Source organism: Erwinia tracheiphila (genome assembly GCF_021365465.1).
Lineage (GTDB): Bacteria > Pseudomonadota > Gammaproteobacteria > Enterobacterales > Enterobacteriaceae > Erwinia > Erwinia tracheiphila.
Genome location: NZ_CP089932.1, coordinates 4,600,488 through 4,614,235 on the forward strand (window position 1 = coordinate 4,600,488; position 13,748 = coordinate 4,614,235).

General features: G+C 52.3%; 9 protein-coding genes. 2 read left to right on the plus strand and 7 right to left on the minus strand.

The annotated features are described in order from the left end of the window. Positions 1-151: 151 nt before the first annotated feature. The 5 genes from tnpA to argC all read right to left on the minus strand — a co-directional run bounded on the left by tnpA (position 152) and on the right by argC (position 5,432). A complete protein-coding gene (gene tnpA, locus LU633_RS23835; protein WP_016191248.1) occupies positions 152-589 on the minus strand; it encodes an IS200/IS605 family transposase in 438 nt (145 codons plus the stop codon). 354 nt (positions 590-943) lie between these two features. Continuing rightward, positions 944-2,317, minus strand: a complete 1,374-nt coding sequence (argH, locus tag LU633_RS23840; protein ID WP_016191249.1) for an argininosuccinate lyase — start codon at positions 2,315-2,317, stop codon at positions 944-946. 84 nt (positions 2,318-2,401) lie between these two features. Then, a complete protein-coding gene (locus LU633_RS23845; protein ID WP_016191250.1) occupies positions 2,402-3,616 on the minus strand; it encodes an argininosuccinate synthase in 1,215 nt (404 codons plus the stop codon). A gap of 19 nt (positions 3,617-3,635) precedes the next feature. Beyond that, positions 3,636-4,412, minus strand: coding sequence for an acetylglutamate kinase (argB, locus tag LU633_RS23850; RefSeq protein WP_016191251.1), 777 nt, complete (start codon positions 4,410-4,412; stop codon positions 3,636-3,638). A 15-nt stretch (positions 4,413-4,427) separates the two neighbouring features. Beyond that, complete coding sequence (gene argC, locus LU633_RS23855; RefSeq protein ID WP_016191252.1) at positions 4,428-5,432, minus strand: N-acetyl-gamma-glutamyl-phosphate reductase; 1,005 nt, start codon at positions 5,430-5,432, stop codon at positions 4,428-4,430. A 193-nt stretch (positions 5,433-5,625) separates the two neighbouring features. Between argC and argE the strand changes: the two genes are divergently transcribed. Together argE and ppc are read left to right on the plus strand one after the other, a co-directional pair. Further along, a complete protein-coding gene (gene argE / locus LU633_RS23860) occupies positions 5,626-6,777 on the plus strand; it encodes an acetylornithine deacetylase (RefSeq protein WP_016191253.1) in 1,152 nt (383 codons plus the stop codon). A gap of 365 nt (positions 6,778-7,142) precedes the next feature. Then, positions 7,143-9,794 carry a phosphoenolpyruvate carboxylase gene (gene ppc / locus LU633_RS23865; protein WP_016191254.1) on the plus strand — a complete coding sequence of 884 codons (2,652 nt, stop codon included), beginning with the start codon at positions 7,143-7,145 and terminating at the stop codon, positions 9,792-9,794. 412 nt (positions 9,795-10,206) lie between these two features. On the opposite strand, the gene metF is transcribed toward ppc, so the two are convergent. Together metF and LU633_RS23875 are read right to left on the minus strand one after the other, a co-directional pair. Beyond that, on the minus strand, positions 10,207-11,103 hold the full coding sequence (gene metF / locus LU633_RS23870; RefSeq protein WP_016191256.1) for a methylenetetrahydrofolate reductase: 897 nt from the start codon (positions 11,101-11,103) through the stop codon (positions 10,207-10,209). A 213-nt stretch (positions 11,104-11,316) separates the two neighbouring features. Further along, positions 11,317-13,746 (minus strand): bifunctional aspartate kinase/homoserine dehydrogenase II, encoded by a 2,430-nt coding sequence (locus LU633_RS23875; RefSeq protein ID WP_016191257.1) that lies wholly within the window; start codon positions 13,744-13,746, stop codon positions 11,317-11,319. Positions 13,747-13,748 lie beyond the last annotated feature (2 nt).

The following is a 13,748-nucleotide window of genomic DNA, read 5'->3' on the forward strand; positions in this document are numbered from 1 at the left end:
CCTATCAAGACCGGATAAAAAATAATGTCTTTACCCAGGAAATGCATTATTTAATCACTTAAGGTCATCCGTAAAAAACCACCTGCATAGCAGGTGGTATTGATTTCGCCCCACAGGGGCGCACTAAGTCCAGACTCAGAGAGCCTTCCCTTCACACTTCTTTCAGTGGAAGCTGGCTCTCTTCAACTTCATGTTTTTCCTGATACTTCACGTACGTTATTATCATTTCTTCGTTTATACCTACGGTATCGACACAATAACCTCTTGCCCAAAAATCATTCCCCCACTGCTTGTTCTTACGCAAGCAGGGAAATTTACTGAACAATCGAAGGGCTGTTTTACCCTTTAAGTCGCCTGTTACATGGGAAATCGAAAGCCGTGAAGGCACTTTTACCCGCAAACGGACATGGTCTGTCTGGACATTCAGCTCCACTACTTCTATCCCGGGCTGCTCACCTGAGATCCTTATCTGCTTACAGACCTCTTTACCAACATTGTTCCTGAGGATGCGAAACCGGTACCTGGGTGTCCATACGATATGATATTGACAACACCAGAGCACATGAGATGCTTTCTGGTATCTGCTCATGGTTAAATCCCTGGCAGTTATGGGGATAACAGATTCGGATTTTCCCATGAGTAGCATGACTGGCAGAGCCAACTTATTGCTGACCACCAGGCATAGCAGAATCGCCGCTTAAACATGCTGACGGAAAAGCGCCAGGTGAAGGGTACGCATGATGTGGCAGCGGACAGGTGGCTGGCTGTCTGGTTCGGAAAATCTATACTAACTGGCTGGCTGATTGTACTTTTTAATCATGACCTGCTGAATAAAGTCTGATTAAGGATACAGAGGTTAAGGCGTACACAAAAAAAGGTTCATGGCAGCATGAACCCTTATATGAATGAGAAATCGCTTATTGCAAAACGCGGGCAGATAGCATCAGGCCAGACGTTGCTTTGCTACGGCAATAGCAAGGCGAATCTGCTGCGGTGATACCCCACCTTTTGCGTTACGCTTATCAAGACAGGACTGCAATGACAACAAGGCGTAGACATCGTCGTCAATAACGTTACTGAACGTTTGCAGTGTTTTTAGATCCAGCGCCTCCAGCGCCACACCTTGATCAATGGCAGCCACCACGACTTCACCCACAATATGATGTGCTTCACGGAACGGCACACCTTTTGCCACCAGATAATCAGCCAGCTCAGTGGCATTAGCATACCCCTGCTCTGCGGCATCCTGACAACGTGGACGCTTCACCTGAATGCCGTCCACCACCAGCACCGCCATATGCAGGCAATCAGACCAGGTATCCAGCGCATCAAACAGCACCTCTTTGTCTTCCTGCATATCTTTGTTATAGGCCAGCGGCAATCCTTTTAACGTCATCATCATGCCGGTAAGCGCACCCTGCACACGCCCACATTTCCCGCGAATTAACTCCAGCGCATCCGGGTTTTTCTTCTGCGGCATAAGTGAAGAACCGGAAGTCACGCGATCAGAAAGCTCCAAAAAGCCCGATTCACCCGTATTAAAAAAAATCAGGTCCTCTGCAAAACGGGACAAATGCACCATGCTGATTGCCGCAGCAGAAAGCAGCTCAAGCACATGGTCACGATCGGACACGGTATCCAGGCTGTTGCGTGTAGCAGAAGCAAAACCCAACCAGTCTGCCAGTTGTTCACGATCAATTTCGTAGGCGGTGCCTGCCAACGCACCGCAGCCCAGCGGACTAACGTCAAGGCGCTTAAGCGCATCTTCAAGACGACTTTCATCGCGCGCCAGCATCTCAACATAGGCCAGACACCAATGAGCAAACGTCACCGGTTGAGCGCGCTGCAGATGGGTATAGCCCGGCATCACCGCATCCTGGTTTGCTTCAGCCGTGACCACAAGTGCCTGCTGTAACTGACGTACGGCAATGAGTAACTCGCTAACCTGCGCTTTACACCAGAGTTTCAGATCGGTGGCAACCTGATCGTTACGGCTGCGACCCGTATGTAGCTTTTTGCCCAGTGCGCCAACTTTTTCAATAAGACGACCTTCAACATAACTGTGGATGTCTTCTGCATCACTATCCAGAATTTGCTGCGGATTGGCCCGCACATCATTAAGCAGCGCGTTCAGCGCATCTTCCAGCTCTTGCTGCTCTTCAGTGGTCAGAATGTTGACTGTCACCAGCGCTTTGGACCAAGCTATAGATCCAATAATATCCTGTTCTGCCAGACGATAATCAAAGCGCAGCGAGTCGTTAAATTGTTTAAAACGTTGATCCGCAGCCTGAGTAAACCGTCCACCCCAAAGTGCCATATCAGTGCTCCATTCTTGCCAAAAAATAATATGGGTATTTTGCGCGAATAAGCAGGGCGGCTGGTCACAGCCCTGCCGGGCGACTTATTTTTTCTCGTTCAGCGCACGAATACGGGAAGAGAGAGAGAACAGACGGATGAACCCACCCGCATGGCGATGATCGTAAACTTCGTCTTCACCAAAGGTCGCAAACTCTTCAGAATAGAGGCTGTTAGCTGATTTCTTCTGAATGGCGGTCACCTGGCCTTTGTACAGTTGCAGCACGACTTCGCCATTCACTTCGGTCGCCAGCGACTCAGCCGCCGCCTGGATGGATTTGCGCAGAGGAGCAAACCAACGACCATCGTACACCACATAGGACATCTCATGGCCCAATTGTTCACGCCATTTGAAGCTGTCACGATCCAGTACCAACTGCTCAACGGCGCGTAGCGCGTTCACCATAATGGTGCCGCCAGGAGTTTCATAGCAGCCACGTGACTTGATGCCGACCAGACGGTTTTCAACGATATCAACGCGTCCCACTCCATGTCTCGCGCCGATGACGTTCAGTTTTTCCAGACACTGGAACGGGCTGAACTTCTCGCCATTGACGCCAACCACACGCCCTTTCTCAACGGAAACCGTCACCTGCTCAGGCTGATCGGGCGCCTCCTGGGGATCAACCGTCCATACCCAGCAATCTTTGTTCGGCGCGTTCCACGGGCTTTCCAGCACTCCACCTTCGGTGGAAATGTGCCAAGCATTCTCATCCCGGCTGTATATTTTCTCTAGCGAGGCGGTGGTCGGGATGTTGCGCTCTTTCAGGTAAGCCAGCAACGCTTCACGAGAACGCAGGTTCCACTCACGCCACGGTGCAACAACTTTCAGCTGCGGAGCAAGCGCGGTGTAAGTGGTTTCAAAACGCACCTGATCGTTGCCTTTACCGGTTGCACCATGACACAACGCATCTGCACCCACTTTCAGCGCCAGCTCAACCTGCGCTTTGGCGATAACAGGACGTGCCATAGAAGTACCGAGCAGGTAAGTACCCTCATACAGTGCACCCGTTTGCAGCACCGGATAAACGTACTCACTGATAAACTCTTCACGCAGGTCAACCACATGGCATTCAGATGCACCAGACTGCAGCGCTTTCTGCTCAACGCCTTCCAGATCGCTACGCTCCTGACCGATATCGGCCACAAACGCGACCACTTCACAGTCGCCATAGTTTTCTTTCAGCCACGGAATAATCGCGGAGGTATCCAGACCACCGGAGTATGCCAGAACGATTTTTTTGATGCTTTTGTCTTGCATTGTCTTTTCCTTAAACCGGTTAAGCGAGGATCCGGGTGCCGATCGACACGCCGTTAAAAAGGGTTGGTAGCTGTTCAGCATATCGCCAGCTGGCGATCTCCACCGGGCGTCCCAGCGTTCGGGCGGCGTCAAGAGCGGCATTTACTTTAACAATCATACCGTCAGTAATAATGCCCTCGGCGATCAGTTGCCCGGCTTTTTCCGCTGTTATCTCTTCAATGCGCTGCCCTTTGCCATCCAGAATGCCGCTGACGTCTGACAGAAGGACAAGATCGGCTCCCAGCGTGGAAGCAAGCGCCGTTGCGGCCTGATCAGCATTCACGTTCATGAGTTTGCCATCCTGGGTAATGCCGATAGAGCTGATTACCGGCAGAAAACCAGCGTTCAACAGCGTAGTGATCAGTAATGGAGAACCGGGCGTAGCCAGACCGACATGCCCCAACGCTTCATCAAACTGCTCTACGTTAACGCTGCCGCCATCACCAAGGCATAAGCCAACCGCATCAATACCGTGTCTTTTCGACCAGGCAAGCAAGGTTTTATTTGCCGTTCCCGCCAGCGCTCCGGTAATGATATCGATCTGATCAGCTGGGGTAACGCGCAGGCCATTTTTCTTTTTCACTGGCAGCGCCAGCTTGTTCATTAAATCATCAACCAGACAACCGCCACCATGAACAATCAGCAATGGTCGTTGATGGGATTCACGCCAGGCTACCAGCGCACTGAACAGTTTCGCCATCGCCTCTTCACTGTCCAGCAGGACGCCACCGAGTTTAATAATTAATGGACTGGTCATTTGTTTGCTCGCTGATTATAAAAGTGACTGGGTTTCCGGGAAGCCAAAACGAATATTAAGGCACTGCACGGCCTGAGACGATGCGCCCTTCAACAGGTTATCTTCCGCCGAGACGACAATCAAATGCTCACCTTTTACCGCAAAACCAATGTCGCAGAAAGGCAGACCCACCACGCCCTTAATCGATGGCACACCGCGGTCATACACCCGAACCAGCGGTTTGTCATGATAAGCGTTATGAAACGCCTCAGCTACGTCGTCACGGGTAATACCTGCTTTCAGACGACAGGTAGTGGTAGCCAGAATGCCACGAGGAAAGTTCCCCAGATGAGGAGTGAAAATAACCGGAATACCAAGGTGAGCAGCAATCTCCGGTTGATGGCGATGAGTAAAAATACCGTAAGGCTGCAGGCTCACTTCACAGAAACTGGTAGTAACAGAGGCTTTGCGTCCCGCACCGCTCACACCGCTGGTTGCGTTAATCACCGGCCACTGAGCGTCATCAAGCAAGTTCGCCTCCAGCAATGGCCTTATCGCCAGCTGCGCCGCAGTGGGATAACATCCGGGAACGGCAATAAGCTGGGCGCCTTTGATTTTTTCATGCTGCCATTCGGCCAGTCCATAGACGGCTTTTTCCAGCCACTCAGGATGCTGATGGGGAAAACCATAATAGTCTGTAAAAAAGTGCTGCTCATTGACGCGAAACGCCGCTGACAAATCGAATACGACACAGCCAGCCGCCAGGAATTCCGGCGCCAGATCGTGACTGACCTCATGCGCCGTTGCCAGAAAGACCACATCCACTTTATCAGCAAAATCAGAGGCGTTACTCAGTGGCCGTAGTGGAAGATCGATGATCCCTTTTAACTGGGGATGAAGATCGGAAAGTAATTTTCCTGCATCCGGGCTTTGCGCGGAAACCGCCAAAGCGGTTATGTTCACCTGTGGATGACGGTTCAGGTAAGTGGCGAGTTCAACGCCAGCATAACCGCTGGCACCAACAATCAGGGTATTCAACATCGGACTGACTACCTTATGACGATCAATAAAGTTCCGGGTTACAGCAATTTTGCTGCCCCTTCCGTTGAGCGCTAAACTTACCGGTCAGTTTCCGGTTTCCGGTTTCCGGTTTTCATTCTTACGCCGCTAATGTATTTTTATTCAAAAATATTGCATTAATATTGATACTATCCTAACGCAAGGACTGTCAACAGTGAAGACAAAATTACCACCTTTTATCGAGCTTTATCGTGAATTAATCGCCATACCCTCTATCAGCGCAACCGATGCGACTCTCGATCAGAGTAATGAAAGTTTAATCAGTTTGCTGTCTGGCTGGTTCCGCGATTTGGGCTTCACGGTGGAAGTCCAGCCTGTGCCCGGAACGCGCCACAAATTTAATCTGCTGGCGAAAACAGGCAACGGTGTCGGTGGCCTGCTGCTGGCGGGTCATACGGACACCGTACCTTTCGACGAAGGTCGCTGGACGCGCGATCCCTTCACGTTGGCGGAACATGACAACAAACTGTTCGGGCTGGGCACCGCAGACATGAAGGGGTTCTTTGCCTTTATCTTAGATGCATTACGCGATATTGATGTCAGTAAGCTTTCCAGACCACTTTACATCCTGGCCACGGCAGATGAAGAAACAACCATGGCAGGTGCCCGGTATTTTGCCGAAAGTACCAACTTGCGTCCCGATTGCGCCATAATTGGCGAACCCACCTCCTTGAAACCGGTTCGTGCGCACAAAGGGCATATTTCCAATGCCATCCGTATTCAGGGGCAATCAGGCCACTCAAGCGATCCCTCTCGCGGCGTCAATGCTATCGAACTGATGCACGAATCCATTACGCAGTTGATAGGCCTTCGCACTACCCTGAAAACACGCTATCACCATGAAGGCTTCGCCATTCCCTGTCCCACTATGAACTTTGGGCATATCAACGGTGGCGATGCCGCTAACCGCATTTGTGCCTGCTGTGAATTGTATATGGACATCCGTCCTCTGCCGGGACTGACGCTGAACGATCTGGATGATTTACTTAAAGATGCGCTAGCCCCAGTCAGCGCTCGCTGGCCGGGTCGTTTAACGGTGACTGCATTGCATCCGCCCATTCCGGGGTACGAATGCCCGCCGGATCATCAACTGGTTAAAGTTGTTGAGAAACTGCTGGGTACAGAAACAGAAATGGTGAATTACTGTACTGAAGCGCCTTTTATTCAGACTCTCTGCCCAACGCTGGTGTTAGGCCCCGGTTCGATTAACCAGGCACATCAACCGGATGAATATATCGATACCGCATTTATCAAACCCACACTTGAGTTGATTGATCGGATTGTGCATCATTTCTGCTATCACTGAATAAAACTTGGGGTATTCAGCTTTTAAAACAGCAGATTACCCCGGATTTATTCCGCTTTTGAAGATAAGAATAACTTATCCCACCTCACGACCGTTAAATTTCATAAATTCCCGGCAGTTAGCCGCATGATATTACCCGTTTAAGTCATTTGACGAATGGAAGCGAACGTGGCTAGATAAAAGGCAAGGTTATGCCACCACTGGTGTAATAAATTGACACGCTCGGGAGATTTCATCATTCAGGGCAGTGACAGCTGTACAGCTTGCAACAGACTTGCTTAACACAATGAATCAGCGCTGAACGGTTAGCCAGGTCTGTATTTGGAAGATAACGAGCATCGGACAGGAAGGATATCAGGGGCCATATGAACGAACAATATTCCGCAATGCGAAGTAACGTCAGTATGCTGGGTAAACTGCTCGGTGAAACCATCAAGAATGCGCTTGGCGAAAACATTTTGGACCGAGTTGAAACTATTCGTAAGCTCTCAAAATCATCCCGTGCAGGAAACGATGCTCACCGCCAGGAATTGCTGTCAACCCTGCAAAATCTCTCAAATGATGAACTGCTTCCTGTCGCCCGCGCTTTCAGTCAGTTTCTTAATCTGACTAATGTTGCAGAGCAATACCACACTATTTCCCCCAAAGGTGAAGGCGCGAACCATCCCGAAATGCTAACCAGAGCGTTTGAACGTCTGAAACAGCATCCCGATCTTAGCGAAGAGAAAATTCGCGAAGCTATCGCTTCACTTTCCCTTGAACTGGTCCTGACCGCACACCCAACCGAGATCACCCGCCGGACGCTCATTCACAAGCTGGTGGAAGTGAACAGCTGCTTAAAGCAGCTCGATCACAACGATCTGTCTGACTACGATCGTTCGCTGATCATGCGCCGCCTGCGTCAGCTGGTCGCTCAGGCCTGGCATACCGATGAAATTCGCAAATATCGTCCCACTCCCATTGATGAAGCCAAATGGGGATTTGCGGTGGTGGAAAACAGCCTGTGGGAAGGGGTGCCCAATTTCCTGCGAGAGTTGAATGAGCAGGTTGAAGCCTCATTTGGCGTCACATTGCCGGTGGACTTTGTGCCGGTACAATTCACGTCATGGATGGGCGGCGATCGTGATGGTAATCCAAACGTCACGGCAAAGATAACCCGCCATGTAATGCAACTGAGCCGATGGAAGGCCACCGATCTGTTTCTTCGCGACATCGCTGTGCTGGTTTCAGAGCTGTCAATGTCAGAGTGTACGTCGGAAATAAGAGAACTGTGCAGCAGCCCCGATGCGCAAGAACCCTATCGTGAAATTATGAAAAAACTACGTTCGCAGTTGATGAACACCCAGGCCTATCTGGAACAGCGTCTGAAAGGTGAACGCCCTTCGCGTCCTGCCGACCTGCTTATTGATAACGAACAGCTTTGGAACCCATTATATGCCTGCTATCAGTCGCTACAGGCTTGTGGAATGGGCATTATCGCCAACGGCCAGTTGCTTGACACGCTGCGGCGCGTAAAATGTTTCGGCGTACCACTGGTGCGCATTGATATTCGTCAGGAAAGCACCCGGCATACCGACGCTATCGCTGAAGTGACCCGCTATCTGGGGCTTGGCGATTATGCCAGCTGGGCGGAAACGGATAAGCAGGCTTTCCTGATCAGTGAGCTGACCTCGAAAAGGCCCCTGCTGCCACGTAACTGGCAACCCAGCGCGGAAACGCAGGAGGTGCTGGACACCTGCCGCGTTGCCGCTGAAGCGCCAAAGGGCTCGGTTGCGGCCTACGTGATTTCAATGGCGAAAACGCCGTCCGATGTTCTGGCCGTACACCTGCTGTTAAAAGAGGCCGGTATCCCGTTTGCCATGCCGGTTGCGCCGCTGTTTGAAACCCTGGATGACCTGAACAACGCTGACGACGTGATGAGCCAACTGCTGGGCATTGACTGGTATCGCGGCTTCATTCAGGGCAGGCAGATGGTGATGATTGGCTATTCGGATTCAGCAAAAGATGCCGGTGTAATGGCCGCCAGCTGGGCGCAATATCAGGCACAGGACGCGCTGATCAAAACCTGCGAGAAAGCCGGTATTGCGCTGACGCTGTTCCACGGACGGGGCGGCACCATTGGTCGTGGTGGTGCTCCGGCACACGCCGCGCTGCTGTCGCAGCCGCCCGGCAGTCTGAAAGGCGGTCTGCGTGTTACCGAACAGGGCGAAATGATCCGCTTTAAATATGGCCTGCCGGAAGTCACCATCAGCAGCCTGTCGCTGTACACCGGGGCGATTCTCGAAGCCAATTTGCTGCCGCCGCCGGAACCGGAGCCTCAATGGCGCGACATCATGGATCGGCTGTCAAAAGACTCCTGTGAAATGTACCGCGGCTACGTCCGCGAAGATAAAGAGTTTGTACCTTACTTCCGTTCAGCCACTCCTGAGCAGGAGCTGGGCAAGCTTCCGCTCGGCTCACGTCCGGCTAAACGTCGACCGTCCGGCGGCGTCGAGTCACTGCGTGCCATTCCATGGATTTTCGCGTGGACGCAAAATCGCCTGATGCTGCCCGCTTGGCTCGGTGCGGGTGCCGCACTGCAAAAAGCCATGGCGGCGGGGCATCAGGATCAGCTGGAAGCGATGTGCCACGACTGGCCATTTTTTTCCACCCGCCTGGGCATGTTGGAAATGGTGTTCTCCAAGGCTGACCTGTGGCTGGCGGAATACTACGATCAGCGGCTGGTTGATCGCTCGCTGTGGCCGCTGGGTAAACAGCTGCGCGACCAGCTTGACTCTGATATCAAGGCGGTGCTGACCATCGCCAATGACTCGCATCTGATGGCGGATCAGCCGTGGATTGCAGAATCCATCGCGCTGCGCAACGTCTACACCGATCCGCTGAACGTCCTTCAGGCAGAGCTGCTGCATCGCTCTCGCCAGCAGGAAGCAAACGGCGGTGAGCCTGATGCTCGTGTTGAGCAGGCGCTGATGGTGACAATTGCTGGTGTCGCCGCCGGCATGCGCAACACGGGTTAGCCAATAAGCGCGCTATCAGCAAAATACAGTGATAAAGGCCTCGGACAGGCCTTTATCACAAACTGAAAACCATGGCCCGAGGCTGATAGTCGGCCTCCTTTAGTTCTGTCGGATTTGGGCCTTACAGGGGATGGGCAGGGGCTTGTTTATAAAGGTTTTTGCTGCTGGACTGTGGAATACAATCAGAGGCACCTTTTATGAAGGTGCCTTTTTACTGACGCGTCCGGGCGTGGTTATCACCCTGTCTGGGCTTCACTTGAGTTTCACGGCGTCGACATCACAGACGGGCAGTGACCCATTTTTAAGACTTTTAGCGCATCCCACCGCTCCCCTGCGTGTGACGGTCGCTTTGGCTGTCGACATATAACTCAACGTTATACTTCAGAGGCCGCCCTTATACTGAACATGCAGGTTAGCTACACAAAGCAGGCCTGACCCCCAGCGTATGACAAATGGCATAGCTTAATTCTGCACGGTTCAGTGTATAAAAATGAAAATCCTTCACCCCCTCACGGCTGAGGATTTTCACCATGTCCATCGCCACGTTGGCGCCCACCATTTTGCGGGTTTCAGGATCGTCATCCAGACCGTCAAACATGCTGTTCATCCAGCCTGGCACGCGAACATTGGTCAAGGAGGCAAAACGCTGCAGCTGCCTAAAATTCGACACGGGCAGAATGCCGGGCACAATTTCCACATCAATTCCTGCGGCAACACAGCGGTCGCGAAAACGCAAATAACCTTCCACATCAAAGAAGAACTGAGTAATGGCACGATTCGCACCGGCCTCAATTTTGCGTTTGAGATTAATAAGGTCGGACTGTGCGCTTTTCGCCTCAGGATGCACCTCCGGGTATGCCGCAACGGAAATATCAAAATCCCCCACCTCGCGCAGCAGTGCGACCAAATCGACCCCATACATCGTCGGTTTATCACTGCTGGCAGACAGATCGCCACGCAGTGCGACAATATGACGAATACCGTTGCGCCAGTAGTCCTCGGCTATCGCGCGCAGTTCATTGCGCGTGGCATCAACACAAGTCAGATGTGGTGCGGCTTCTAACCCGGTTCGCTCTTTAATGCCTTTGATGATGCTGTGCGTACGGTTACGCTCGCCAGAATTAGCACCATAGGTTACCGAAACAAACTTAGGTTTCAGACTGCTGAGGCGATCGATTGACGCCCACAGGGTGTGCTCCATCTCACTGGTGCCGGGCGGAAAAAACTCGAAAGAAACATTAATTTGCCCGTTCAGCTCGGCCAGATTTTGATTCAGCGCCTCGCGCTGGTTCGCGTGGTAAAAACTCATGGCTTCCCTCATCGATCGCTCAGTAAATGACGTGTCCGTTATGAACATCTATACATTTAGACGTCCAGACATTCAAAATGAAGGGTGCTGCCTTTTTAGTCAATGGATAAATGGTTTACCGCCGTGACAAATACTCAACAATGTTGAATAACATTCATGGAAGGGAATTTTTACGAATAAAATCAGTGGGCCGAACACTCCGACCCGAGGGGGTTACAGTAAATGCGCGAGACGATTAATATCTGACTGAATAGCGCCAGCAGTGACATCGCGCCCGGCTCCGGGACCTCGTATCACCAATGGATTATCACGATACCAACGGCTTTCGATAGCGAAGACGTTATCACAGGGCAGCAGCGAGGCCAGAGGATGGTCATCACGTACCGCCTCCACCCCCACACGCGCTTTGCCATGAGCATCAAAACGCGCCACATAACGCAGCAGCAGACCCATCTCCTGCGCCGCATCATAACGTTGCTTCATCTGTTCATTCAGCGCATCGCTGTTTTCAAAGAAGTGATCAACAGACTCACCTTCACCGTTTTTTGGCACCAGCGACTCAACGCGAACCTGGTCAGGTTCAATGTCATAACCCGCCTCTCGCGCCAAAATCACCAGCTTACGCATCACATCCTGGCCCATCAAATCGACACGCGGATCGGGTTCGGTCAGCCCCTGCTGCCAGGCCTGTTCCACCAGTTCCGTAAAGGGCACCGTGCCGTCATATTGTAAAAAAAGCCAGGACAGCGTGCCAGAAAATATCCCGCTAATGGACAGGATGCCGTCACCGCTTTCACGCAGGTCGCGAACGGTATGATTCACCGGCAATCCGGCACCCACGGTGGCGTTATACAGCCACTGGCGACCGGTTTTCGCGAAAGCGTCGCGGATTTGTCGGTAGCTACCACCGCTGGCGGCACCCGCCAGTTTATTTGCGACAATGACATGAAAACCATAGCTGGCAAAATCCAGATATTGCGCCGCAAGCAGCTCACTGGCCGTGACATCCAGCACCACCAAATCATCAAAGGGGTGAGCGCGCATCCACAGAAAGAGGGTTTCTTCATCCCGTGCAAGCGCCTCATCTTCAAAAAAGGCCAGTACGCGACTGGCATCCAGCCCATCATAACTCAACAGACTACGGCGGCTGTCCACCACCCCTGCGAGAATAAATTCAAAACCGGTACGGGCAGAAAGAGAACCTTGCTCGCAGGCAAAAAGTTCAAGCCAGCGTGAACCAATATTCCCTTTACCAAACAGCACCAGCCCAACCCGTTTTTCTGCACGGAATAACGACTGATGCAGACCGCGCACAAGATGTTCTGTCGGCCCCACCCGCAGTACTGCGACCAGGCTTATCCCCTCACCTGACTGCCAGATAAACTCTACCGGCTGATCCTGCAACTGTTGCCAGAAACGATGACTGTGCAGCGGATTTCGGCAGACCCCCGCGCCAACCATCGCCACCAACGCCATTCCTTCACGCAACTGCAAATGGCCCGGCATGGCCGTATCCTGCAGCAATGTCAGTGCGCTGCCGACGACTTCAGAGGTATAGCAAAGCTGCAAAAGATTGCGATCGGGATGCACCCCGGTTGCCAGCGGACGTAGCTGCGCCCGTATCAGAAGCTGGCCTATCTCCTGATGGAAGGCAGCAAAATCATGCTTTGAGGGAATCTGGAACTCAATCAGACAAACATCGTCGTGGCTGGTGACAATTCGCGCGCCGGTGCCAGAAGCCAATACGCGTTCAATACGGGTAGATCCCTGTTCCGGCTGATAGCTACAGCGGAGCTGCAAATCAATATCGCTGGATGAAACTGGTTGCAAGGTTCGGGTGTGCAGTACCGGTGCCGCGAGGCGAGCCAGTTCGCTGGCCTCATCAAGACGCAGTAAAGACAGCAGGCAGGCATCTTTGACCTTGCGCGGGTCAGCGCTGTAAACCCCGGGCACGTCGCTCCAGATGGTCACACGCGATACGCCCGCCAGCGCACCGATCTGCGTCGCCGAGTAGTCGCTACCGTTGCGACCCAGCAATACCGTTTCTCCTCGTTCGTTCCGGGTGATAAAGCCCGTGACGACCAGACGCTGCCCCGGATATTGCTCCATTAATTGCTGCAATAGCGGCGCTGACTTACCCTCATCCACCTGCGGTTGAGCGGCACGTTCTGCACACAGAAAATCACGCGCATCAAGCCAGCCTGCGGCGATATCCTGGCTATTGAGCACCGCGGCCATCAATCGAGCTGACCATATTTCTCCATGCCCTACCACCTCGGCATAAACGGCTTCGGTGATTTTGCCATCCAACAATGCAGCAAGCTTTTCCAGATCGTGGATAAAGGGCGTAATAAGCGTATCTGCCACCTCAGGGGGCAGTAAAGTGTTGATCAAATCGCTTTGATAACGCCGCAGCGCCTGCTGGACCTGATGGGCGGATAACCGATCATTCTGACTCAGTTTCAGCCAGTTGATTAACTGATTGGTAGTGCTGCCTGCAGCAGAAACAACCATCAAATCACCTGGATCACTGTATTCCGCCATAATTCCGGCGACCCGAAGATAACATTTGGCGTCAGCAAGGCTGCTGCCGCCGAATTTATGCAACTGACGTGTTCCTACCGCCACTTCTGAGTGACTCATGC